The organism is Leucobacter sp. NPDC015123 (genome assembly GCF_043080205.1).
GTDB classification, from domain to species: domain Bacteria; phylum Actinomycetota; class Actinomycetes; order Actinomycetales; family Microbacteriaceae; genus Leucobacter; species Leucobacter aridicollis_A.
This window is the reverse complement of the sequence record NZ_JBIBVH010000005.1, coordinates 166,036-189,269: the sequence shown is the minus strand read 5'-3', so window position 1 is coordinate 189,269 and position 23,234 is coordinate 166,036. Positions and strand designations below refer to the sequence as shown.

The 23,234-nt window shown below is 64.9% G+C and carries 20 protein-coding genes and 1 tRNA gene; 7 read left to right on the top strand and 14 right to left on the bottom strand.

Annotated features, from left to right (window positions below; translation table 11 throughout):
* Positions 1–7: 7 nt before the first annotated feature.
* Entirely contained in the window at positions 8–841 is an 834-nt protein-coding gene (locus ACF07D_RS11500) for a GntR family transcriptional regulator (RefSeq protein WP_391504990.1), read from the bottom strand.
* A 108-nt stretch (positions 842–949) separates the two neighbouring features.
* On the opposite strand from ACF07D_RS11500, the gene lysA reads away from it, so the two are divergent.
* Positions 950–2,245 (top strand): diaminopimelate decarboxylase, encoded by a 1,296-nt coding sequence (gene lysA / locus ACF07D_RS11495; protein ID WP_391504989.1) that lies wholly within the window; start codon positions 950–952, stop codon positions 2,243–2,245.
* Here the strand turns inward: lysA and ACF07D_RS11490 are convergent.
* The 3 genes from ACF07D_RS11490 to ACF07D_RS11480 all read right to left on the bottom strand — a co-directional run bounded on the left by ACF07D_RS11490 (position 2,242) and on the right by ACF07D_RS11480 (position 4,595).
* Positions 2,242–3,255, bottom strand: coding sequence for an aldo/keto reductase family protein (locus ACF07D_RS11490; RefSeq protein WP_391504988.1), 1,014 nt, complete (start codon positions 3,253–3,255; stop codon positions 2,242–2,244). The genes lysA and ACF07D_RS11490 overlap by 4 nt on opposite strands.
* Positions 3,256–3,293: 38 nt before the next feature.
* Positions 3,294–4,124: an SDR family oxidoreductase gene (locus tag ACF07D_RS11485; RefSeq protein WP_391504987.1), complete on the bottom strand. Its 831-nt coding sequence runs from the start codon at positions 4,122–4,124 to the stop codon at positions 3,294–3,296.
* A gap of 400 nt (positions 4,125–4,524) precedes the next feature.
* Positions 4,525–4,595: transfer RNA gene (locus tag ACF07D_RS11480), tRNA-Cys, on the bottom strand.
* Positions 4,596–4,644: 49 nt separating this feature from the next.
* Here ACF07D_RS11480 and ACF07D_RS11475 point away from each other — a divergent pair.
* Complete coding sequence (locus ACF07D_RS11475; protein ID WP_391504986.1) at positions 4,645–5,454, top strand: glutamine amidotransferase; 810 nt, start codon at positions 4,645–4,647, stop codon at positions 5,452–5,454.
* Entirely contained in the window at positions 5,444–6,256 is an 813-nt protein-coding gene (locus ACF07D_RS11470) for a hypothetical protein (protein ID WP_391504985.1), read from the top strand. Before ACF07D_RS11475 ends, ACF07D_RS11470 begins: the two co-directional genes overlap by 11 nt.
* A 17-nt stretch (positions 6,257–6,273) precedes the next feature.
* Here the strand turns inward: ACF07D_RS11470 and ACF07D_RS11465 are convergent, their stop codons facing one another.
* A complete protein-coding gene (locus ACF07D_RS11465) occupies positions 6,274–8,163 on the bottom strand; it encodes a vWA domain-containing protein (protein WP_391504984.1) in 1,890 nt (629 codons plus the stop codon).
* Complete coding sequence (locus ACF07D_RS11460; RefSeq protein ID WP_391504983.1) at positions 8,160–9,851, bottom strand: AAA family ATPase; 1,692 nt, start codon at positions 9,849–9,851, stop codon at positions 8,160–8,162. The genes ACF07D_RS11465 and ACF07D_RS11460 overlap by 4 nt, the downstream gene beginning before the upstream one ends.
* A 126-nt stretch (positions 9,852–9,977) precedes the next feature.
* Here ACF07D_RS11460 and serC point away from each other — a divergent pair, with 126 nt between their 5' ends.
* Positions 9,978–11,129 (top strand): phosphoserine transaminase, encoded by a 1,152-nt coding sequence (gene serC / locus ACF07D_RS11455; RefSeq protein ID WP_391504982.1) that lies wholly within the window; start codon positions 9,978–9,980, stop codon positions 11,127–11,129.
* A 24-nt stretch (positions 11,130–11,153) separates the two neighbouring features.
* Here serC and ACF07D_RS11450 read toward each other — a convergent pair whose 3' ends face one another.
* Positions 11,154–13,016 (bottom strand): ABC-F family ATP-binding cassette domain-containing protein, encoded by a 1,863-nt coding sequence (locus ACF07D_RS11450; RefSeq protein WP_119284699.1) that lies wholly within the window; start codon positions 13,014–13,016, stop codon positions 11,154–11,156.
* Positions 13,017–13,212: 196 nt separating this feature from the next.
* Here ACF07D_RS11450 and ACF07D_RS11445 point away from each other — a divergent pair, with 196 nt between their 5' ends.
* On the top strand, positions 13,213–13,665 hold the full coding sequence (locus ACF07D_RS11445; RefSeq protein ID WP_391504981.1) for a hypothetical protein: 453 nt from the start codon (positions 13,213–13,215) through the stop codon (positions 13,663–13,665).
* A gap of 83 nt (positions 13,666–13,748) precedes the next feature.
* Positions 13,749–15,521 (top strand): lipase family protein, encoded by a 1,773-nt coding sequence (locus ACF07D_RS11440; protein WP_391504980.1) that lies wholly within the window; start codon positions 13,749–13,751, stop codon positions 15,519–15,521.
* 198 nt (positions 15,522–15,719) lie between these two features.
* On the opposite strand, the gene ACF07D_RS11435 is transcribed toward ACF07D_RS11440, so the two are convergent.
* The 7 genes from ACF07D_RS11435 to ACF07D_RS11405 all read right to left on the bottom strand — a co-directional run bounded on the left by ACF07D_RS11435 (position 15,720) and on the right by ACF07D_RS11405 (position 21,606).
* Positions 15,720–15,908, bottom strand: coding sequence for a hypothetical protein (locus ACF07D_RS11435; RefSeq protein WP_255808206.1), 189 nt, complete (start codon positions 15,906–15,908; stop codon positions 15,720–15,722).
* 78 nt (positions 15,909–15,986) lie between these two features.
* Positions 15,987–16,664 carry a DsbA family protein gene (locus ACF07D_RS11430; protein ID WP_391504979.1) on the bottom strand — a complete coding sequence of 226 codons (678 nt, stop codon included), beginning with the start codon at positions 16,662–16,664 and terminating at the stop codon, positions 15,987–15,989.
* A gap of 54 nt (positions 16,665–16,718) precedes the next feature.
* Positions 16,719–17,651 (bottom strand): 4-(cytidine 5'-diphospho)-2-C-methyl-D-erythritol kinase, encoded by a 933-nt coding sequence (locus ACF07D_RS11425; RefSeq protein WP_119284703.1) that lies wholly within the window; start codon positions 17,649–17,651, stop codon positions 16,719–16,721.
* A 10-nt stretch (positions 17,652–17,661) separates the two neighbouring features.
* Complete coding sequence (gene rsmA / locus ACF07D_RS11420) at positions 17,662–18,534, bottom strand: 16S rRNA (adenine(1518)-N(6)/adenine(1519)-N(6))-dimethyltransferase RsmA (protein ID WP_391504978.1); 873 nt, start codon at positions 18,532–18,534, stop codon at positions 17,662–17,664.
* On the bottom strand, positions 18,527–19,471 hold the full coding sequence (locus ACF07D_RS11415; RefSeq protein WP_370647812.1) for a TatD family hydrolase: 945 nt from the start codon (positions 19,469–19,471) through the stop codon (positions 18,527–18,529). Before ACF07D_RS11415 ends, rsmA begins: the two co-directional genes overlap by 8 nt.
* On the bottom strand, positions 19,468–21,063 hold the full coding sequence (metG, locus tag ACF07D_RS11410; RefSeq protein ID WP_391504977.1) for a methionine--tRNA ligase: 1,596 nt from the start codon (positions 21,061–21,063) through the stop codon (positions 19,468–19,470). The genes ACF07D_RS11415 and metG overlap by 4 nt, the downstream gene beginning before the upstream one ends.
* A gap of 75 nt (positions 21,064–21,138) precedes the next feature.
* Positions 21,139–21,606, bottom strand: coding sequence for an OsmC family protein (locus ACF07D_RS11405; protein ID WP_119284706.1), 468 nt, complete (start codon positions 21,604–21,606; stop codon positions 21,139–21,141).
* 45 nt (positions 21,607–21,651) lie between these two features.
* On the opposite strand from ACF07D_RS11405, the gene ACF07D_RS11400 reads away from it, so the two are divergent.
* Positions 21,652–22,992, top strand: coding sequence for an aminotransferase class III-fold pyridoxal phosphate-dependent enzyme (locus tag ACF07D_RS11400; protein ID WP_391504976.1), 1,341 nt, complete (start codon positions 21,652–21,654; stop codon positions 22,990–22,992).
* Positions 22,993–23,234 lie beyond the last annotated feature (242 nt).

Below are 23,234 nucleotides of genomic sequence, written 5' to 3'. Positions count from 1 at the left end.
CGCTCGGCTACTCAGTGCCGAGTGCGCGCACGCCCCAGGTGCCGGCGCTGTCGGGGCTCAGCAGCCGCGGTGTCGAGCGCGCGCCCTGGACGTAGAACAGAAACTCGTCTGCGCGGTACGACTGCTGGTATGAGTCGAACGCGATGTCGTCTTCGGTATAGCTCACGCCGCGGACGCGCATCACGGTGTCGTTCGGGCCGAGGCCAAGCTGCTCGCGCTCCCACTGGCTCGGGCGGTCAACTTGGAAGACCTGCTCGGCGTATGCCTCAGTGATGCCGTGCAACTCCTCGAGCAACTCGTAGAGTGAGCGCCCCTCGGCGAGCTCCGCCTCGTCAAGCGCTGGGACCAGGCTGAGCGGGAGGGTAGCGCGCTCTGCGACAGTCTCTCGCCCGTCGCGAAGCCGGACGCGGGAGATCTCCCACACCGGCTGACCTTCTTGAATGTCGAGCGCTCTCACATGGTTACGACTCGGCATGCCCACGGCGATGCGGAGCAGGCGGGTTGTGAATTGCACAGGCTGCTCGTCCTGCGAGATCGTGCCGAGCAGCGCGCCCGCGCGCCCCGGCTGGCTGATGAGGCGGGGCTTTGCGACAAATGTTCCGAGGCCCTGGTGGCGCTCGATGACTCCGTCGTGGTCGAGCTCGTCGAGCGCGCGGCGGACGGAAATGACGCTCACATCAGCGAGCTTTGTGAGTTCGGCGGTGCTCGGGAGCTTGTCACCAGGCTCAAGGCCGTCCTCTTCAATGAGGCGAAGCACGAGGTCGTAGACCCGCTGGTAGCGAAGCTCGCGCCCAGCCGGTTGCTCGGCCGATACCGCCTGGCCCGTCTTTGTCGCCGTCAACGTACTACCTCCCGTGTACCGATATGAACTTATTATTCACAAGCTTGGGCCAGAAAGCTAATCTCACGCCATATACTGCTAGGTATAATAAGAATCGAGGAAGATGAGATGACCGCAGCGCACGCCACAGCCGCCCACGCCGCTCGACTGAGCGAGATGCTCCCTGAGCACAGCTCCATCACCGACGAAGGCACCCTGGCGATCGGCGGAGTGCCTGTCACCGAGCTTGTCGAACAGTACGGCACGCCACTACACGTCTTCGACGAAGCCGGGCTTCGCGAGCAGGCGCGCCGCTTCGTCATTGGGCTTCGCGACAGGTGGCCAAACTCCGACGTACTCTTCGCATCGAAGTCACTCCCCGCCGTTGGGATGTACCAGATCGCCAAGGAGGAGGGTCTCGCAGTTGACGTCGCGGGGGCAGGCGAACTGCATCTTGCGCTCGCCGCCGGCGTCGATCCCGCACGCATCTACTTTCACGGGAACGCAAAAACAACTGAGGAACTCGCGTTCGCGCTCGATCGCGGGGTCGGCACGATCATCGTCGACAACACCGATGAGCTCGACAGGCTCGAAACGCTGCTCACCACCCCGCAGGCGCTCTTGCTTCGCGTGATTCCAGGTGTCGAGGCCGAGACCCACGCCTCGCAGGCGACCGGCGGCGCGCGCTCGAAGTTCGGCCTCCCGATGGACCAGGCGCTCGCCGCGATCGAGCGCATGCGCACGCACCCGCTCATGCGTTTCGAAGGCGTGCACCTACACATCGGCTCGCAGATTCTCAACACCGCACAGTTCGCGGAGGCCGTCGAGAACATTTCGAGCGCGGGCCACTTCCCCACCTACGACATCGGCGGCGGCCTTGGCGTGAAGTACACGCACGCCGATGAGGCACCGACCGTCGAAGAGTACCTCGACGAGATCGTTGCCGCGGCGAAAGCGCACCTCCCCGAGGGGTCGCGACTGCTCATCGAGCCCGGCCGCTCACTCGTTGCCCGCGCCGGAGTCTCCGCCTATCGCGTCGTCTCAGTGAAGCGCACCGGGCAAGTCTTCGTTGCGGTCGACGGCGGGATGGCGGACCAGCTTGACGTCGCGCTCACGCTGCAGCGATACGAGGCCGTCATTGCAAACCGAGCGACTGAGCCCGCGACAGAGGCCGTGCAACTCGTGGGCCGCCAGTGCGAGTCGGGCGACCTCCTCATCGACGGCGCCGAGCTTCCGGCGGCTCGGATCGGCGACGTTGTCGTCATGGCAACGACAGGCGCGTACTCATACACAACGTCAAACAACTACAACGGCGCGCTCAAGCCTGCAATCGTCTTCGTCGCAGACGGAGAGGCGCGTCTCGTCACCCGGCGCGAGACCTACGCAGACCTACTCGCAACGCACGCGCCGGCGCTCGAGGGTTAGCTCAGCCTCGTCTTCGGTGAGACCGAGTAGGTGTCTTGCGGGTCGCTATACACAGCGTCGCCGAGCGCCTCGTCAATCGCCGCGAGCGTTGATGCGTCGAGCGTGACCCCCGAAGCCTTAACGGTGTCGGCAAGCTGCTCCGGGCGCGAAGCCCCGACGAGCGCAGCCGCAACGTTCGGGTTCTGCAGCACCCACGCGATTGCGAGTTGCGGCATCGTCAGCCCGGCTTGCTCGGCAATTGGCTTCAACCGCTGCACCGCGACGAGCAGCTCCTCACGCAGAAAGTCGTGAATGAACCTCGCACCACTGCGTTCATCCGTCGCGCGCGAGCCCGCCGGGAGCGGCTGGCCCGGAAGGTACTTCCCGGTGAGCACGCCCTGCGCCATCGGCGACCACACAATCTGCGAGATGCCGAGCTCCTCGGAGGCAGGCACTACCTTGCCCTCAATCACTCGCCAGAGCATCGAATACTGCGGCTGGTTCGAGATGAGCTGAATACCGAGCTGCTTCGCGAGCGCATGGCCCTCGCGAAGCTGCTCGGCTGTCCACTCAGACACACCGATGTAGAGCACTTTACCCTGCCTGACGACGTCGGCGAAGGCCTGGAACGTCTCCTCAAGCGGGGTCTCGTAGTCAAACCTGTGCGCCTGGTACAGGTCGACATAATCGGTACCGAGCCTGGCGAGCGAGCCATTGATCGACTCGAAAATATGCTTGCGGCTCAGCCCAGTGTCGTTCGGCCCCTTTGCGCCGACAGGGAAATAGCACTTCGTGAAAATCTCGAGGCCCTCGCGGCGCTGACCAGCCAGGGCCTTGCCAAGCACAACCTCGGCGGCCTGATTTGCGTAGGTGTCAGCAGTGTCGAAGGTCGTGATGCCGGCATCGAGCGCCGCATGCACAGTCTTCGTCGCGGCCTCGTCTGCGACCTGAGAGGCGTGGGTGATCCAGTTGCCGTAGGTGATCTCAGAGACCTTCAGGCCGCTGTTTCCGAGGTAGCGATAGTTGACCATGTGCCAACGCTAGTGCCGCTACCCCGGCGAGCGGAAGCCTAACCCAGGAAGATGTCAGGGTAGAGGGCGCTGTCTGGTGTTCCCGGTACCGCGGCGTACCCGGAGAAATCTGTGACGCCCTCACCACGAAGCACGTCCTCTGCAATCAGCGACTGGCCTGTGTACTCTCGGGCGGGCTTCGTGAGCACTGCGTACGCGGCATCGGCGTAGACCGCTGGCGTGCGGCTCGCGGCCATGACTTTGTCGCCACCGAGGAGGTTCTGCACTGCTGCGGTCGCGATAGTTGTGGCTGGCCACAGCGTGTTCGCCGCAACGCCCGCTTCCGCGAACTCGGCTGCCATACCAAGCGTCGACATCGTCATGCCGTACTTCGCGAGCGTGTAGCCTGTGTGCGCGCCAAGCCACTTCGGATCGAGGTTCAGCGGCGGCGAGAGCGACAAGATGTGCGGGTTCTCGGCAAGCTTGAGGAGCGGAAGTGCCGCACGGGAGAGCATAAAAGTGCCGCGCACGTTCACGTCCTGCATCAAGTCGTACTTCTTGGGGTTCAGATCGAGCGTGCCCGACAGGTCGATGACACTCGCGTTGTTCACGACAATATCGACCCCACCGAACTCGGCGCGCGTCTGTTCGACGGCGGCCGCAATGTCTTCATCGCTGCGCACGTCGCCGACGATGGCGAGCGCATTGCCACCCGCGGCCCGAATCTCTTCCGCCGCCGTGTGCACTGTGCCCGCGAGCTTTGGGTGCGGGGTATCTGTCTTCGCAAGCATCGCGACGTTCGCCCCGTCGGCCGCGGCGCGCAGCGCGATCGCGAGCCCAATGCCCCTGCTGCCGCCCGACATGAGGATCGTCTTCCCGTGAAGTGTCATAGCTACTCCTTTGTGCTGTCGATTTCAGCGCAAGTCTGGCATGCACGAGACACATTCGCGAACGTTGCGTGGAGATCGTGCATCCTGGGCGCAGACGGCTGACAGTATTGGTGCATGTCGCACGATGCAGGGTCGTGCCGTCCGCACTAACGCGCGCTCCTTGAGCAATTCGACCGGGCACGCACGCGCGGGTTCTGGCTGATTCTCCATCGCGTGCGCGACGGCTACACCGCTGGGAGCGCGGCACGGAAGACTCCCCGGGGCAGCATCCGGGCTGTACACCGCGACGGATGCGAAAAGGTCTCGAGTGGCTTACCGAGCCGGCTGACACATGAGAATTCGATTACAAAGACGACTCCGTTGCGCGCTTCGCGGGACCCACACACCAGCGCGCTTTTCGAGGTGGGGGCAGGAATCGAACCTGCGTGCACAGCCTTGCGGACTGCTACCTCGCCACTCGGTCACCCCACCGGGTTCGCGGAATATTTCCATCGACATAACCCATGTTATTGTTTGTCCTATGACAATGCAAATCTCCCGCAATATGCGCACAACTGTGGCGGCGAAGGAAGCACAAGCGCCCGTCGCCTACGTGGTACAACATGTCGCCTTCGAAGGGCCTGGCACGCTCCACAGCGTGCTCACTGAGCTTGGGTACGAGGTGAGGGTGCGTCTTGCGGGTCTCGACTCGCTTCACGTCAATTCGTTCTCCGACGGCGCCCTCCTTGCCGTGTTCGGCGGCCCAATCGGGGCGGCAGAAACCGCAGCGTACCCGTTTCTGCATGAAGAAAAGCGCCTGATCCGTAGGTGGCTCGAGCTTGAACGCCCTCTGCTCGGCATCTGTCTTGGCGCCCAGCTCATAGCTGAAGCGATGGGGGCCGAAATCCGTGCGCTCCCCTCCCCTGAAATCGGCTACGCACCGCTAACACTCACACAGGCGGGCGCACGCAGCGTGCTCGGCCCGCTCGCACACCTCTCTGTGCTGCACTGGCACGGTGAGCATGCGGGTCTTCCGCCAGGTGCGCGGCGGCTCGCGCAGACCTCAGCAACGCCCGTACAAGCTTTTGCGCGTGGCGAGCACGTACTCGGGTTGCAGTTCCACATTGAAGCCGATCACGCGGCTATCGAGGAGTGGCTCATTGGGCACGCTCTCGAACTCCGCACGGCGGGCATTGATCCCGGCGCGATCCGCGCACAAGCGTCCGAGTACGGGCCCGCGCTCGAATCAGCAGGCCGAGCAGTGCTGCGCGCGTGGCTCGGGCGTCTCCCGGGCCACGCGCGCACGCCCGCTCTCTGGCCGGCCACCGCTGCCGCGAACCGTGACAGATAACACAAGCGCGACCCGGCTCGCCCTTGTCGCCCGAGAAGCAGCCGCAGCGGGCGTATCACCGCGGCCGTCAGCGCTTTCCGAGGCTGAAACGGAACTCGCCGAGCGAGTGCGGGCGCTGCGGATAGGCGCCCTTGGCCAAGGGCTGCAAACGACAGCGTCTGCGGAGCTCAGCGTGAGATTCTCCGAGACCCGCCTCGCCACGGAACTACTCGCGCGCGAGCTCAAGGTCACCGCTCCCCCTTTCGAGGAGTTCTTTGCCTTAGGCGCTGAGGCCCCTTCGCTCGAACAGGCGGCCGCGGGTGAACTTGTTCCCGTCCTCGCGCCGCATGGACTCGGCGCGGCAGTCTGGCAGCGGGTAGCGGCAGCAAACGGTGTGCTTCCGCCGATTGAGTGCGCCACCGAAGTGCTTCGCTGGTTTGCCGCACTCGATCGGCCGGCACTCGAGTCAGCGGCGCCAACGGTACGAAACGCGAGCGTCCACGGCTCAGTTACTTGGACGCTCCGCTGGATCTCAGCATCCGCTGCCCCTTCGAGTGGGACTTCAGTAGCGTCTCCGACGCCAGAGCTTACGGCCGGGCAGGCTTGGCCGTCGCTCCCGGAGATGCTCGCACTGCAGGCCAGGCAGCGATCCCTTGCCGCTCCACTGGTCGACGGGCGCACCTTCACCTGGCTTGCCGGAGTTCTCCCAGACCGTACCCTCGCAGCGCGACACACTTTCGACGGCACCACGGGATCAATTCGAATCAGCACAAGGGTGAGATCTGACCACGGCAGCCACGTGGGCACCCGGAGGGTGTGCTAGGCCGAAGGGTGGCTACCTTATGCTCCCCAACGCCGGTGCTCGCTGAGCAGCTGTGCGAGCGCGGCGGGCAGCTCCCGCACAGACCCAATCGACGTGAGGTCGGGCCGGAAGAGTTCCATCCCACCAGTCGCACCGATTCCGACCCCGCACACCTCGATTCCTGCAGATCGCGCTCTTGCGAGCACGCCCGCTAGTGCACGACCCTCAGCGTCTTCCTGGCTAGCCTCGAACCCCCCGTCACTCACGAAGACAAGCACTCGACGCTGCGTCGCACCCCCAGTCCGCTGGACAGTCAGCAGTTCACGCATCGCGAGTTCGATCGCCGGGACCGGGTGTGTCTGCCCCTCCGCTGTCGCCAGCGCTTCGCGCAGGGAAACCCGGTGAAGGTCCGTGAGCTGTTCACCACAACGCTTGACCAAAGTCGCCACGCTATCAAATACGACGAGCCCGGAGCGCACGATACTCGGAGCCCGACTGGGGAACCGGGCTTCAAGCTCACGGAGCTCTCTCGCTGCGCCCGCTAGTGCCTCCAGAAAGACCATCGCAGCATCCGTCGAAAGCTGCGCCGCTTGGCCCCGCATAGACCCTGACCTGTCGAGCACAAGCACGGTGTCTGTCTGCCCGAGACCAGGGCCGCGCACTGTCAACGGCTTGCGAATACGGTAAGCGCTCGGCCTGGGGACGCCGCCGCGAGACTCCGCGACAGTTTCGGCCAGCCGACCTGTGTGGATCGATCCAGGCTCGGGCCCGGCAGCACCGGTCTCGGGCCGCACGACTCGCAGGCTCTCTCGCAGCAATCGCCGCCACACGTCACCGACAGCTCGCACCTCGTCACGGTGGGTAGCAAGCCGGTGCCGGTACTCAGCGAGCGCGGCCGCACGTCCGTGCCGCCAACCATTCGTCGGCCCAGGTTCGGGAAAGCCGCGCACCGCAACTCCGCCGTCCTCTGTCTGCGTCCCCAGGTCCCCGTGTGGTGGCGCGAGCGACGGTCGCAGAGAGGAGAGCGGTGTCTCACTCAGCACCAGTGGCGTGTCGCCCGAATCAATCTCAACGAGGGGGTCCTGAATGGCCGTGACGGATAGCAGCGGATCCGGAGGCACCAGTGGGGGGACCTCGCTCTCAGGTCCCCCTTCGTTTCCGGTTCCGCGTTCTTCTTCCTGGTCCATTGCGCCATCTGCGCCGATTTCCGCCGCTCCAGGGCTCCCCAGGTCGCCGATTCCTTCTCCTTCGACGCGCTCTCCTTGGCGATTGCCCGCGGCCCCATCCGCGGCATCACCTAGCCCGTTGCCTGCGGCGAGCGCCTCGTGCACGGGCACAGCAACAGCAAGCAATTGATCGAGCCCTTCCACGGGGTCGACCGCTGCCGCCCCCTCAAGCGCAGCGCGGACCACAGCGGTGAACTGTCGCCCGACCACTTCGTGAACGTGTGCTGGAAGCCCCAGCGATGCGCGCTGCAACAGCCCAAGCCACTGAGCGCTGGGTGGCCAACCCACAAGCGTCTGAGGAATATCGCGGCGAACTGCCCGAAATAGCTCCTTCCCAAACCCAGGTACGACGTCGAGCAACGCACGCTGCGCCTGCACCCTGTCGAGAGTGACCATGAGTACGTGGAGATCGGGGCGAGCAACGAGCACTCGTGATCGCCTGTGCTCGCGGCCCATGGAGCGGCCCACACCCGAAACAAACCAGAGTTCGCGCACAGTCAACGCGACCGCTGCACCGACGTCATGCCCGCGCCGCGTGAAATACTCCCGCCCCACCGCAAGCTGCCCGCCGTCGACTCGCCATTCCTCTCCAGCAACAACGGTGACGCGCAGGCCGAGGAGCCGGCCAGTCGCGGCCAACTCGCCGTCGAACAGAGAAGTTTCGCCGGTCTGGCTTCGCTCAACCCAGCCTTCCTCGCTCATCTGAGCAGCCCTTGTCCGGCGAGTATCAGCCGGAGCACTGCCCGGTCCTCCGTGTGCATCACCCCGTCCACGAACCGCTCCATCGCGCCCGTGAGCGCGGACGCCCCACCCTGGAGCATCACTCCTTCGAGCACAGCAGCGAGCGTACGCGGGGCGATGACGGTCTCCGCAAGCCCTGGCTGCTCGTCGAACTCATGCTCGGTTCCACGGTAGCGGTCGAGGGCCTCATCGGGATTTCCCACGAACACCTGCTGACTGATGAAGGCCGCGCGCGCGAGTGGGGTCAGCTCCGCCAGGCCGAGCCCGGGCGGCATCGAGCCATCCGGGCCAGCAACGACGGCTGCCGCCAATAGGAGGTTCTCTGCTGGGACATCTTCGATGTTCGCTCCAGCGTCAGGGTAGTGCACCCGAAATGTGGCCGAACCGAATCGGTTGACGAGCTCAGTGCTCAACGGTTCAATGCCGCGGTATCTGTGAGGTGAGTATTCGTTTGCGGTCGCCAAGACGACGAAGCCGCTGGCAATTTCGATGGTAAGTCCCGGTTGCTCCTGCACCGCAAATCTCGAACCTGGGCGTAACTGTAGGACCCGGTTCAGGCGTTTGAGAAACTCGGGCGGCATGGCGTTTATCTCGTCGAGAATAATCGGCACGCCGCGCTGCATCGCACGCAGCAGGGGCCCCGGTGCAAACTCCGTTACCGTCGCATCGCCCACTGCCCGAAGCTCGTGGGTGCCAACGATCTGGGCGCCGGTGATGTCGCCATAGCCTGACACGAACTCATGGGCTTCGCCTTCCAGACCAGCGAGGTACTCGGCAAGGGCGGTCTTGGCACCTCCGGTCTCACCGATCAGCAGGATCGGCGCTCCCGCCAGCACCGCGGGCGTTGCCGCGGCAACAAGCTCACGCATCTTTTCGTTGAGCACAAGCCCCGCGTCGAGCTCACGACGGGCCTGCCGAATGCGAATTTGGAGCACCGCGTCGAGCACCGCATGGTCTTCGCCCGCTTCCAGTTGCATGCCCGGCCTGCCCTCCCCGAGCCGGACCGCAGGGCTCTGCGATCCACGCGCTTGTGTCACGTGATTCGCTGCCGCTGCGATCGTCGCCTGTTCCTCCCTCGTGAGCGGCCGCGATCGCCGAGCGGCGTGCCGCACGAGGGCGTCGACGGGCCCCAGGCGAGTAGCCTGCGCATGAGGGGATGCGGAGCGACCCCTCATGCTCGCTTCGCCCTCAGCGCCGTCGACCGCTCGCACTAAAGCAATGGCCTGGCGCAGCACCCGAGCCCGCGCCGTGCTCGCGGAGGCAAGTAACTCTGCGACCTCGGGATCGGAGAGCAGCCGTTCCCACTGTTCTGACAGTTCGCGCATACAAGCTATTCCGTGCGCGATTGACGCTTGCGCGTCACGCTCTGCTTGCGTGCGCGGCGCGGCTTCGGCACGCGTGGGCGCTTGTTCGGGGAGGGTGGCGGCGAGATTCATTTCTTCGCCGTAGTGGCGCCGCCAGTCAGCCCGAAGCACGCGGATCGTTTCCCGCAGCGCCGAGCGCACGTCGAGAGCATTCGCCACAAGAGGCGATTCAAGCGTCGCCGCCTCGTACGGAGACGTGGCGCCACCAACATGCTGGCTTGCAATGGGGACCTGCGCCCCCGCGCCGATTACCGGGTGGGCTGTCACTGTGCCTAGTGCTGTCATAGTCCTCGTCCCTGCTCGGCGCACTCGCGCCGGTTCGTTCTATCAAGCCAATGTTACACTTTGTCATAGGACAAAAAGTTCGACGCAGATCTTCTGCCTGACAGACACGCGAAGGGTCATTCACCCATGGACCTCACCTACCCCAGCACGCTTCCCCGCTATCCACTGCGCGACGGACGGTTCGGAAGTGGCCCGGCAAAGATCAGGCCCACACAACTCCAAGACCTTGTAGCTGATCCCCTTCGACTGTTGGGCACCTCTCATCGACAACCACCCGTGAGCCGACTCGTAGGCCGCATCCAGGAACAGCTACACGAACTCTTCGACGCACCCGAGGGCTACGAGGTGGTGCTTGGCAACGGCGGCTCTACGGCATTCTGGGATATTGCCGCATTCTCGCTCGTCGATACGCGCGCCCAATGCCTTGACTTCGGCGTCTTCGGCAGCCGCTTCGCGCGGGCCGCGGCAGCGCCATGGCTGACGCCCCCGGATGTGCGCACAGCTCCTCATGGCGAACTCGTCCTCACCGAAGAACTGGAAGGGATTGACACCTACGCATGGCCCCACAATGAGACTTCGACAGGCGTGCTTGCCCCCGTGCGCCGGGTGGGCGCGACTGAAGATGCCATTACACTCATCGACGGCACGAGCGCAGCGGGCGGCACGGAATTCGATGCCCGCAACGCCGACGTCTATTACTTCGCACCGCAGAAGAACTTTGGCTCTGACGCAGGAATATGGATCGCGCTCCTCTCCCCAGCCGCGATTGATCGCGCGAGCCGGATAGCGACGTCGGGGCGATACATTCCTGATTTCTTGAATCTTTACCTCGCGATCGAGCAGTCTCGCAAGCAGCAAACCCTGAACACTCCGGCGCTCGCGACACTCATGCTCCTTGAGAACCAGATCAGTTGGATTCTGGAGCACGGAGGCCTCGCATGGGCGGCCGGACGCACTCGTTCGCTGTCCACCGAGATCTACGATTGGGCGGAACGCAGCCGGTACTCAGCGCCCTTCGTTACGAACCCAGCGCTCCGTTCTCCAACAAACGTAACCCTCGAGATCGACCCCAGAGCAGACACTCGCACTCTTGCCGCCCTGCTCCGAAGCGCAGGTATCTTCGACACCGACGGATACGTCGGTGTCGGGCGCAATCAACTCAGGATCGGCACCTACGTCTCCATCGATCCCGCAGACGTCGGCCAGTTACTCCAGAACCTCGATGTGCTCATCCCGCACGCGATAAAATCCGGCGAACGTCCGACCACCGAGGGCTAACCAGGTGGCCGCGTCCCGAGGGTGTTAGCCGAGCGTCTCGGAGAGCTCTAGCCAGCGCTCCTCGAGACCCTCGACCTCTGCCTCAAGAGCGGTGATCTTCGCCATCTCGGCGTTCAACAGCGCAAAGTCTGCCTGGTCAAGGTCAGCGAGTCCGTCACGCGACTTCACGATGTCGTCCTGCAGCTTCTCCATCTTGCGCTCCACCGACGACAGTTCCTTCTGAGCGTCGCGCAGCTCACGCCCCGATAGCTTTGGCTGCGCTGGCTGAGCGGCCTTCGTCCCGGATGCCTGGGAGACAGCCCGATCAGCCTGCGTCGACCCTCCGCCCACGGCAGCGGCTTCCTTCGCACGCTCCTCCGCCTGGCGCAGCTTCAGGTACTCGTCGACCCCACCCGGCAGGTGCCTCAGCTGATTGTCGAGAATCGCGTACTGCTGGTCGGTCACGCGCTCGAGGAAGTACCGATCGTGTGAAACGACGATGAGGGTGCCAGGCCAGGAATCGAGCAGATCCTCCATGGCCGCGAGCATGTCGGTGTCGAGGTCGTTCGTCGGCTCGTCGAGGATGAGCACGTTCGGCTGGTCGAGCAGGATCAAGAGCAGCTGCAGTCGGCGCTTCTGGCCGCCCGAGAGATCCTTCACGGGGGTCGACAGTTGCGCACTTGTGAAGCCCATGCGCTCGAGCAGCTGCCCGGGCGTGAGCTCCTGCGCCTTCGAACCCGACCCGACGGTGAAGCTCGTGCGCAGCCTGCCGATGACGACACGCACTGGCTCATTGAGGTGCGCCTCAAGCTCGTCGAGGCGCTGCGTGAGCTGCGCAACCTTCACTGTCTTGCCGGTCTTCACGGTGCCGCTCGTCGGTTCGACCGCACCCGAAATGAGGCCGAGCAGCGTCGACTTGCCCGCGCCGTTCACGCCGAGGATACCCGTGCGCTCGCCCGGAGCGATCCGCCACTCGACGTCGCGCAGCACCTCCCGGTCTTCGCCAGTCTTCGGGTCTGCGTAGGTGACACCGGCGTCGAGGATGTTCACGACCTCCTTGCCGAGGCGCGAGACAGCCATCGACTGCAGCGACACCTTGTCGCGGATCTCGGGGACGTCGGCAATGAGTTCGTTCGCAGCGTCGATCCTAAACTTCGGCTTCGCAGTGCGCGCTGGCGCGCCGCGCCTGAGCCACGCAAGCTCCTTTCGAGCGAGGTTCTGACGCTTCTGCTCAATCACCGCCGCCTGCCGATCGCGCTCCACGCGCTGCAGGATGTAGGCGGCGTAGCCGCCCTCGAACGGCTCGACGATACGGTCGTGGACCTCCCAGGTCGCGGTACACACTTCGTCGAGGAACCACCTGTCGTGCGTGACGACGAGAAGCGCGCCCTGGCCGTTCGGCCAGCGGCGCTTCAGGTGATCGGCGAGCCAGGCGACAGCCTCGACGTCGAGGTGGTTCGTTGGCTCGTCGAGAAACAGCACGTCCCAGTCGCCGACGAGAAGCCGGGCGAGCGCAACGCGGCGGCGCTGGCCGCCCGAGAGCGACTCGAGCTCGGCGTCCCACGGCAGGTCCGAAACGAGGCCCGCGATAACCTCGCGCACCTTCGGATCGCCCGCCCACTCGTACTCTGGGGTGTCGCCAACGATCGCATTACCGACAGTCTCACCGTCATCGAATTTGTCGGCCTGGTCGAGCACGCCGATGGTCGTGCCGCCCCGGTACGTCACGCGGCCGGAGTCTGGCTCCCGCCGCCCCGCAAGCATCATGAGCAGGGACGACTTGCCGTCGCCGTTGCGGCCGACGATCCCGATACGATCGCCCTCATCGACGCCGAGCGTCACTGAGTCGAACACCGTCTTCGTGGGCACCTCAAGTTGCAGGGCCTCAGCCCCGAGAATATGCGCCATACCTGCCTCAATAGTCGCGTGGATCCCCCGGCGCATGAGACCGCCTGGGGCGTTGCCGCCCGATTCGCTGTGCGCGCCGGAAGGAGTACGTATCGAGAATAGTCGACTGGCCTGTGCGCCGACGCGCTGGGGCAGCTCGCCCGCCCGGCCCGGGTCGATGCGCGACGCCGTAGGATGGTGCCGGTACGCTTACCGCATGACCGCATACCCCGACGTCACGCACCCCGCACTCGGTACGCTGCGCCGTTCCTCGTTCACGCTCACCGACGGCGAGACACAGTACATGGAGAGCTACGCCGGCGAGATCGACCTTGCGGGAACGGCAGTGGAGCTGCTCGTTGAAAGCAGCGACCCCGCGGTCGTGGAGAAGCTCTCCGAACGGCTCGCGGCCGCCCTCGCGCAGCTGCCGAGGCTCGTGCGGCGCGCCACCGATGCAATCGTCGCCGAGTTCAGCGATCAGGATCCCACGGAGGCAGACCGCGACGAGGCAGCCAGGGATCTCGCGTTACAGACGCTTGCCGTGCTCCCCGACGGGCGGCTCGTGCTGCATCTCGATGACACGACAAGCACACACTTCCCGGAGGGTCGCTGGCCCGCGGTCTACCTTGGGGGCGATAACGAGGTGCTCGACGTCACCGTGGAGGCGTGACAGCGAGGTAGTCTGAACGCGTTATACCGCACGCATTACCCGCTCGACCAAAGGGCGAAACCGAGCCAAACGAGGGAGGCGGAGTGCCGCTGAAATCCACGATCACCGCCTCACTTTCATCGTATGCGGGTCCGGTGCGTGCGCTCATCGGCATCGCCGGTGTCGCCCTTGGCGTGCTGCTCGTTCTTGCCCCACTGTCGACGCATCAGATCGCGGTGGTCACGGGCATTGGTCTCGCTCTCGCGGGTGTTGCAGCTGCCCTGCTTCCAACGCTCGATGGGTTCACCAAGGTGTCAGCGCGCGTGTTCGGCGTCGTGCTGTTTCTGCTCGGCGCGATCATCGCGGTCTGGCCCGAAGGCGGCGCGCCCTGGATCGCATTTATCGTTGGAGCGTCACTCATCGGGCACGGGGTACTCCAGACAGTCCAGGTGATCCGGCACGGTGGCGATCAGCGCGCGACGAGCGTTGTGATTGCGCTCGCGAGCATCCTCTTCGGTGTCGTCGCGCTCGCCTGGCCAGTACTAACACTCACGTTCTTCAGGCTCGGCGTTGGTGCGTGGTTCGTCTTCTTCGGGCTGCAGCTCGTCATGGCAGCGCTGTACAGGCACAGCCCTGAGCAGCGCAGGCCTCGCGGCAAGTTCGCGCGCTGGTCTCGCACAATCGGCGCAAGCCTCGCTCTCGTGCTCGCCGTCGTCGTCGCGAGCGGCTCGAATTGGGCGCTCGGTGGCGTGCCGCTCCCGCAGCCTGGGGCCTTCTACAATGCGCCTGCCAGCGTGCCCGAAGAGCCCGGCAAACTCATTCGTTCCGAGCCGCTGCGCGAGGGAGTGCCGCGCGGCGCAGAAGCCTGGCGAATTCTCTACACGACCACACGCTCAGACGGCTCGCCCGCAATCTCGAGCGGCACGATCATCGCGCCGAAAACCCGAGGCGATGAGCCGCTTCGGCTCCTCTCCGTCGCTCACGGCACAACCGGTGTTGCAGCGAAGTGCGCCCCATCGCTCAGCGCCACACCGTTCTCGGACGGCGCAGGCGCGGCGCTCGAGCAGCTTGTTATCGACAACGGCTGGGCCGCAGTCACGTCGGACTACATCGGTCTCGGCACCGCGGGTGCACACCCGTACCTCATCGGCGACGCCGAGGCACGGAACGTCCTCGACGCGGCGAGAGCAGCTCGAGAGTTCTCGGAGGTTTCGGTAACGAACGAGACCGTCGTCTGGGGCCACTCGCAAGGCGGCCAGGGCTCGCTGTGGACGGGGCAGCTCGCAGAGAGCTACGCACCCGATATCACCGTGCAAGGGATCGCCGCCTTCGCGCCAGCGGCCGACCTCTTCGGGCTCGCCGAAGTCAACAAGAACGACGCAGCAGGCAAGACAGTCTCGGCCTACATCGCCGCGACCTGGGGTGAGCTGTACCCGCAGCTTGGCCTCGCCGCTCAGCTCACGCCCGGGTCTGCCCGCGGCGTTGAAAAGGTCAAGGACCTGTGTTTCAACGGGCAGGACGTGCTCGCGGCGATCCTTCACGGCACCCAGGTGCCAAACCAGATCTTCCCAGATTCCCTGCTCGACGGCGAATTCGGCGACCTGCTGAGGGCCCAGACTCCCGTTGGTCCTTTCCCAGCCCCTGTGCTCGTAGCCCAGGGGCTCGCTGACCCGCTTGTTCGCCCCGAGCAGCAACGGGAGTGGGTTGCCGCCCGGTGCGCCGCAGGCGCTGACCTCGACTACCGAGAGTTTGCGGGGCTCGATCATCTCTCGCTCGTCGCCGCGGAGTCGCCTCTGACACCGCAGCTCGTCGAATGGACACTTGCCCGGGCCGCGGGCGAGGCGGCGACGCCAAACTGCGAGACGCAGCAGGGCTAACACCTGCGAACTGGATTCCTCAATCACTACATCTGTGATCTGCAGACCCCATGCCACTTTCGGCTTTGTGGGGCATTCCTATCGCAGATTACAGGCGCAAGTGCGGCCCTCAGACGGAGCACGGGCACCCCTGAAACAACCTCCGAATACACACAAGCGGCGCACCCCGAAGAGTGCGCCGCCGAACTGCGTGAATCCTTAGCCCTCGCCAGGCATGCAGCAGCTTCCGCCACAGCAGGAGCCACCCGTAGCGCTATCACCGAGGAGATTCAGGATCTCCGCGGTCTCTGCACCCGCGAACGCCGCAGCGCCTGCGATGCTCGCGTCAGTGTTCAGCTCGACAATGTCGGCAGGGGTCTCGGTCTTCTCGGTTGTTGTATCGCTCATACTCGATCCTCTCTCGGGTGAATTGTAGTTCGGCTGACCGACGTACGGCCGCCCGCCCACTGTTCTCTCAGTGGAGGCTCAGTCTGCCGAGGCGGCCTCGGCTTCGAGGGTGAGCACCTGCTCGAATGCGCTCACAAACATTTCAGGCTGCTGGGCACCCGAGACGCCGTACTTCTCGTTGATGAGGTAGAACGGCACACCAGATACCCCGAGCATCCGCGCACGCGTGATGTCGCTCTCGACAGCCTCGCCGTAGCTCTCATCTTCGAAGGCGTCGCGAACCTCGTCGGGGTCGAGCCCGACCTCGTCGACGACCTGTGCGATCTGCTCGGGGTCGCCAACATTCACGCCCTCCTCAAAGTAGGCCTTGAAGAGACGCGCGAGCACCTCGTCGTAGATGCCCTGCTCTTTGGCGAGGTGCAGCACTCGGTGCGCGGCAGCCGTATTCGAATGCGCGACCTTGTCAAAATCAAAGGTGATGCCCTCGGCAGCGGCCATGGCGGTCATCTGCCCGAGCATGTCTTCGACCTGCTCGCGGGGCATGCCTTTGTGCTTGACGAGAAAATCGATCTCGCTCCCCTCAAAGTTCAGCGGGGTGTCTGGGGCGAGCTCGTAGCTGTGCCCCTCGACCTCGAACTCAACTTCTGGGTTGTCGGCCTGAAACTGCGCGACGGCCTGGCGAAAGCGATGTGCCCCGATGTAGCACCAGGGGCAGGCGATGTCAGACCAAATGTCAATGCGAATCGTATTACTCACGTCCCGTTAAACCCTGCGTCGTCACGAAGTATTCCTCGGAAGAGCGACGAAGTTCTAGCCTTCGATGACGCGAGCGCCGTGCACCGGACCGGTAACAGTGAGGGCGCTGACTCCAGCGCGGGTCAGCACCGACTTCAGTTCCGACGCTTCTTGCGCGCTCTCGACCAGGAACGCGACGGTCGGTCCGGAGCCGGACACGATCCCGGCGAGCGCACCTCGCGACTCCCCGAGTTCAAGGAGCTTCGTGAGCTCTGGCGCGAGGCGCAGCGCCGCGGCCTGCAGGTCGTTGTGCATGGAGTCAGCGAGCGACTCGGCGTCACCGACTCGCACGGCTTGCAGCACTGCGGTCTCCACCTTCACGTATTCGGGCTGCTCGCCGAGCTCATTTGCGTGGTCGTCGCGGTGGCGATCCAGCATGTTATAGACCTCCGGCGTGCTGAGCCCGCCGTCGGACAGGGCGAGCACCCAGTGGAAGGTCCCCTTCGCGAGCGCCTGACTCAGTTCGTCGCCGCGACCAGTGCCGACGGCGGTGCCGCCTTCAAGCGCGAACGGCACGTCAGCGCCGAGCTCTGCAGCAAGCGAGGCGAGCCCGGAGCGCCCAACCCCCGTGCACCACAGTTCGTCACACGCGAGCAGGGTCGCCGCTGCGTCGGCTGACCCGCCGCCCATGCCGCCCGCAATCGGTACGCGCTTGAGCACGGTGAGATCGACCCCGCCTTCGTAGCCAGTGTGAGCCGCAAGCAGCTTCGCCGCTCGAATCGCGAGGTTCGAGTCGTCTGTCGCGAGCCCAGTCGTGTCGATGGGGCCCCCGAAGCGCAGCGAGAACGTGTCGGACTCGGTCGCCGTCACTTCTTCAAACAGCGAGACCGCCTGGTAGAGCGAGGCAACCTCGTGGTAGCCGTCGTCTTGGAGCGCACCAACGCGAAAGTAGACGTTGATCTTGCCGGGCGCTCGCACGGTGATCGATCTTCGCTGGTCGCTCCGCATGCTTCCTACGCTAGCGCAAGTCTGAGGCCGCTCGTGACCGTGCGATCGCGAGGAAGTCGGTGATGTGTAGCTGCTCTGCTCGCGCCGTGGGAGCAATGCCGGCGTGTTCGATGATCTCGACGGCGTGTTCTGCCCCGAGCACAGGCTGGAGCGCCTGACGAATCATCTTTCGACGCTGCGCGAAGGCCGCGTTCACGAGCTCGAACGTGTGGCCACGTTCGGCCTCGGTTCCGAGATGCTCGGCGCGTCGCTCGTAGGAAACGAGCACCGAGTCGACGCCGGGCACTGGCCAGAAGATTCGACGGCTCACGGTGCCCGCGATCCCCCACTCCCCATACCAGGTGGCCTTCGCGCTCGGCGCGCCGTACTCCTTCGTTCCGGGCCCTGCAGCGATCCTGTACCCCACCTCGGCCTGCACCATCACCAGCCCGCGATCGAGCGTCGGAATGAGCTCGAGGAGGTGCATGAGGATCGGCACAGACACGTTGTACGGCAGGTTCGCGACGACGGCAGTCGGCTGGCTTGGAAGGCCCGCGAGGTGCTCGGCCGAAAGGTCAAGCGCGTCTGTGTGGATCACGCGGAAGCGCTCGGCCGCCTCCGGCTGCATGGTGCGAATGGTGGCCGGCAGCTCGGCAGCGAGTCGAGAGTCGATCTCGATCGCGGTGACGTCGGCGCCGACCTCGGTGATGCCGAGCGTCAACGACCCGAGACCGGGTCCGATCTCGATGACTGCGGTATCCGCTCCGACGCCCGCGAGCCGCACAATCTTGCGCACGGTGTTCGGGTCGATCACGAAGTTCTGGCCGAGCTTTTTCGTCGGCGAGACGTCGAGCCGTTCCGCCAGTTCGCGGACCTCGACGGGGCCGAGCAGCGCGCTACTCATTGGTATCCATCTCCCACGTGCCATACACGCGCTCAGTGTTTGCCGCGAGCTGGCGGCACACGTCTTCCAGCGGCAGGTCCTGCACCTCGGCGAGGCGTCGAACAGTGTGCGGCATGAGGTAGGGCGCGTTTGGGCGGCCGCGCAGCGGCTCGGGTGTGAGGAAGGGCGCGTCGGTCTCGACGAGCACGAGTTCTGGCTTAGCTGTCGCGAGCGCCTCGCGCAGCGCCGGCGCGTTCTTGAACGTCATGGTTCCCGCGAACGACATGTACCAGCCACGCTCGTTGCAGATCTTCGCGAGCGCCGCGTCGCCCGAGAAGCAGTGGAACACCGTGCGCTCGGGGGCTCCCACGCGGGTGAGCGTCGCGACGACCTCGTCGTGCGCATCGCGGTCGTGAATCTGCAACGCGATGCCGTTCGCTTTCGCGATCTCAATGTGCGTCTCAAACGACTCGTACTGCGCCTCGCGCCCGTCTTCGCCCGTGCGGAAGAAGTCGAGGCCTGTCTCCCCCACCGCACGCACGCGGGGCTGGGTGGCAAGCCGCGCAATCTCCGAGAGGTGTTCTGAGAGGGTGCCAGCTGCTGCGAGCCGCGGCGCTTCATTCGGGTGCAGCGCGACCGCGGCGAGAACGCGCGCGTCGTTCGCGGCGAACTCAGCACTCCAACGGCTCGTCTCGAGATCGGTGCCGACCTGCACGACTCCGCGCACGCCGACAGCCTCGGCCCGCGCGAGCGATTCGAGCGGGTCGAGCTGCGTGACGCCATCCTCAAACTCGAGGTGCGTGTGGTTGTCATACAGCGGGAACGGTAGCGGCTCCGGGCTTGCAGGTCGCGTCAAGTCACGCGTCTGCTTCCCAGGCCCGTCGGGCGCTTCGCGACGCTTGCGGATTCCGCCAGCAGGAGTCTGCGAAGGGGTCGCCCCCTCAGCTGCGGGGCTCACTTACCGTCGCCCTCGGTCTCGATCCGGGGGAAGAGAACGGGAAGCGGATGCTGGGTCGCGCCCGCGGGCAGGCGTCCCCAGGTGCCAGCGTCGCGTAGCGACTGCGCGGCGAGCGCTCCGAGGCTCTCCTCCGCTCCGAGCGCTGCCCAGAGCTTGCCTGTCGATTCAGGGATCACGGGGTGCAAGAGCTCAGCGAGCACGCGCAGGCCCTCAGAGACGGTGTAGAGCACGGTGCCGAGGCGCTCGCGCTTGGTTTCGTCCTTTGCGAGCACCCATGGCGTCTGCTCTGTGATGTAGCCGTTGAGCGCGTCGACGAGCTCCCAGATTGAGGTAAGCGCCTCATGGATAGCGAACGCCTCAATGTGGGCGTCAGCGTCGGCAGCTGCCTTCGCGGCGAGCTCGCGGATCGCGGCATCAGCCGGCTCCTCGGCCCCAGCGGCGGGAACAACACCGTCGAAGTACTTGACGTTCATCGCAAGCAGACGGCTCGCGAGGTTTCCGAAGCCGTTCGCGAGCTCTGCCTGGTAGCGCGCTGCGAGGTCCTCCCAGCTGAACGAGCCATCATGGCCGAACGATACTGCGCGCATGAAGTAGTAGCGGAACGCATCGGCACCGAAGGTGTCAGTGATCTCGTTCGGCGCGATGCCAGTGAGCTTCGACTTTGACATCTTCTCGCCACCGACGAGCAACCAGCCGTGTGCGAACACATTTGACGGCACCTCGAGGCCAGCTGCCATGAGCATCGCGGGCCAAATCACGGCGTGGAAGCGCAGAATGTCCTTGCCGACGATCTGCACAGCCGGCCAATGCTTGAGATCGGCTGTCGGATCGGCGGGGTTCTGCCCGTAGCCGCGCGCGGTGATGTAGTTGAGCAGCGCGTCGAACCACACGTAAGTAACGTGCGCAGAGTCCCACGGGATCGGGATACCCCAGTCAAACGACGTGCGTGAGATTGAAAGGTCTTCAAGGCCCTGCTGCACGAAGGCGATTACCTCGTTGCGCGCACTCGCAGGCTGCACGAAGTCGGGGCGCTCCTCGTAGAGCGCGAGCAACCGATCCTGGAACGCGCTCATCTTGAAGAAGTAGTTCTTCTCCTGGAGCAGTTCAAGAGGCTTCGAGTGGATCGCGCAGACCTTCTCGCCCTCGAATGCACCCTCGCCGTCGACGATCTCGCTCTTCGGTTTGAACTCCTCACACCCGACGCAGTAGAGCGCTTCGAACTCGCCGGCATAGACGTGGCCGTCGTCGTGCAGCCGCTGCAAGAACGTCCCGACACCAACCTTGTGTCGCTCATCGGTCGTGCGAATGAAGTCATCGTTCGAGATGTTGATGGTGTCGAGCAGCGGGCGCCACGACGACTCAACCAGGCGGTCTGCCCACTCCTTCGGGTGCACGCCGTTCGCCGTCGCGGTGCGCAGGATCTTCTGCCCGTGCTCGTCCGTGCCGGTGAGGAAGAACGTCTCGTCGCCAGCCTGGCGGTGCCAGCGAGCAAGCACGTCGGCAGCCACCTCGGTGTAGGCATGCCCGATGTGCGGGGCATCGTTGACGTAGAAGATCGGCGTGGAGACGGAGAACGAAGAGGACTGGGCCATGAGTTCCATTCTATTGGGAGCGCGGGGCGCCTGGGGCCGTGTTACGCCGACAGCGCCACGCACCGAGGAAGCTGACTAGCCGACTGTAATTGTCGGCTCGTGCGTGACCGGGAAGTTCACCGACCTCGCAATGAAGCAGTTCTCGAACGCGTCACGGTGCGCGGCGCGTGCAGCATCGATCATGGATGCATCAGAGACGGTCACTTGCGGCCTGAGCGTCACCTCGGTGAACTCGCCCCCGAGCCCCTCCTGGCGCATCACGCCGACTGCGGCGTCACGGTACGAGGTCACGACGACACCCGCACGCACAGCCATGTGCAGGTACGACAGCATGTGGCACTGGGCCAGTGCCGTAACGAGCAACTCCTCGGGGTTCCAGCGACCGCGATCACCCCGGAACGTCGGGTCAGCCGACCCCTGGAGTTCTTCTTTGCCTGCTGCGCGGATGACGAGCTCCCGACCATAGTCACGGTAGCCGCTCGTGCCGGTCCCACGGTTTCCCTGCCACTCGACTTCGATCTGGTATTCGTGCTCGTTTTGCATAGCCCTATCGTAGAGTCCTCGGATAGTCGGGAGTAAGCTTGCTCCATGACCTCAGACATGTTGGAAGCAGAAATTACTCAGGAGCGTAAGCTCGTCACCGAGATTCCAGGACCGCGTTCACGCGAGATCCACGAGCGTCGTCAGCGAGTCATCCCACCGGGCGTCCACACAGTCTTCCCCGTCTACATCGATCGTGCGCACGATTCGATCGTCGTTGACGTTGATGGCAACCAGCTCATCGACGTCTGCGGTGGTATTGGCGTCACCACGATCGGCCACACCGACGAGGCTGTCGTCGCTGCCGCTCGCGAGCAGGTCGGCAAAGTCACTCACACGCTGTTCACAATGAACGCCTACGAGCCCTACGTTCGAGTCGCTGAGCTGCTTGCCCAGCACGTTCCCGGCGACGGCGACTACAAGACGCTGCTCATGAACTCAGGCGCGGAGGCTGTCGAGAACGGCGTCAAGATCGCCCGCAAGTTCACGGGTCGTCCTGGTGTCGCGGTGCTCGAGCACGCCTACCACGGTCGCACGATGCTCACGAGCAGCATGAACCATAAGGGTGCACCGTACGCGCTCGGCTACGGCCCCCGCGCCGGCGACATCTACCGCGCACCGAACTCGCACCCCCTCCACGACGGTCTGACCGGCGAGGAGGCTGCGAAGCGCACAATCAAGTACCTCGAGAAGACCGCTGGCGCGTCTGACCTTGCGTGCCTCGTCGTCGAGCCGATCCAGGGTGAGGGCGGCTTCGTTGTCCCCGCTGACGGCTACCTGCCCGCGCTCGCCGCGTGGTGCAAGGAGAACGGGATCGTCTTCATCGCTGACGAGGTGCAGGCCGGCATGGCCCGCACAGGCACCATGTTCTCGATCGAGCAGTTTGGTGTGCAGCCCGACATCGTGCTCTCGGCGAAGGGCATCGCTGGCGGCCTTCCGCTCGCGGGCATCACCGGACGCGCGGAGATCATGGACAAGTCGATGCCCGGTGGCCTTGGCGGCACCTTCGGCGGCAACCCAGTCTCGTGCGCTGCCGCGGTCGCGGTGTTCGAGCGCGTCGAGAGCCTCGGCTTGCTTGCAGAGGCGAAGCGCATCGAGCAGACCTTCGGCGGGGCGCTGCGCGAGCTCCAGAGCGAGTTCGACGCAATTGCCGAGGTCCGCGGCAAGGGCGCCATGCTCGCGATCGAGATTGTGAAGCCGGGCACCCTTGAGCCCGACGCAGACCGCGTCAACGCGATCATCGACTACGCGGGCAAGCAGGGCGTCATCCTGCTGTCGGCTGGCCTGTACGGCGAGGTGATCCGCTTCCTGCCGTCGTTGAAGATGAGCGACGAGCTGCTGCTCGACGTTGTGAGCGTGCTGCGAGAGGCATTCCCGGCCACCGCGTAGCACCTCCACGCAACGCAGAAGGGGTCCGGTCCACGGTTGGCCTGGGCCCCTTCTGCGTTCTCGATCCCAGGCACCACCCCTCACGCCTCACGCACCACACCCCACCGAGGCTCCGCCGAAGAGCCACATCCCTGCAGCAGGTCCCCTTGCCAACCGTCTGGATGTGGCGGTCTTGCAAGAATGGGGCTCTCTGGCCGGGGTTGGCGGAGTGAGGGGTTGAGGGTCACAGCGCAGGCGACCCC

Coding starts and splice junctions, on each gene's coding strand:
- lysA (WP_391504989.1), top strand. CDS start 950: ATGACCGCAGCGCACGCCACAGCCGCCCACGCCGCTCGACTGAGCGAG.
- ACF07D_RS11405 (WP_119284706.1), bottom strand. CDS start 21,606: ATGCAAAACGAGCACGAATACCAGATCGAAGTCGAGTGGCAGGGAAAC.
- ACF07D_RS11465 (WP_391504984.1), bottom strand. CDS start 8,163: ATGAGCGAGGAAGGCTGGGTTGAGCGAAGCCAGACCGGCGAAACTTCT.
- ACF07D_RS11400 (WP_391504976.1), top strand. CDS start 21,652: ATGACCTCAGACATGTTGGAAGCAGAAATTACTCAGGAGCGTAAGCTC.
- ACF07D_RS11460 (WP_391504983.1), bottom strand. CDS start 9,851: ATGACAGCACTAGGCACAGTGACAGCCCACCCGGTAATCGGCGCGGGG.
- metG (WP_391504977.1), bottom strand. CDS start 21,063: ATGGCCCAGTCCTCTTCGTTCTCCGTCTCCACGCCGATCTTCTACGTC.
- ACF07D_RS11425 (WP_119284703.1), bottom strand. CDS start 17,651: ATGCGGAGCGACCAGCGAAGATCGATCACCGTGCGAGCGCCCGGCAAG.
- ACF07D_RS11445 (WP_391504981.1), top strand. CDS start 13,213: ATGACCGCATACCCCGACGTCACGCACCCCGCACTCGGTACGCTGCGC.
- ACF07D_RS11475 (WP_391504986.1), top strand. CDS start 4,645: ATGACAATGCAAATCTCCCGCAATATGCGCACAACTGTGGCGGCGAAG.
- ACF07D_RS11490 (WP_391504988.1), bottom strand. CDS start 3,255: ATGGTCAACTATCGCTACCTCGGAAACAGCGGCCTGAAGGTCTCTGAG.
- ACF07D_RS11485 (WP_391504987.1), bottom strand. CDS start 4,124: ATGACACTTCACGGGAAGACGATCCTCATGTCGGGCGGCAGCAGGGGC.
- rsmA (WP_391504978.1), bottom strand. CDS start 18,534: ATGAGTAGCGCGCTGCTCGGCCCCGTCGAGGTCCGCGAACTGGCGGAA.
- ACF07D_RS11450 (WP_119284699.1), bottom strand. CDS start 13,016: ATGGCGCATATTCTCGGGGCTGAGGCCCTGCAACTTGAGGTGCCCACG.
- serC (WP_391504982.1), top strand. CDS start 9,978: ATGGACCTCACCTACCCCAGCACGCTTCCCCGCTATCCACTGCGCGAC.
- ACF07D_RS11435 (WP_255808206.1), bottom strand. CDS start 15,908: ATGAGCGATACAACAACCGAGAAGACCGAGACCCCTGCCGACATTGTC.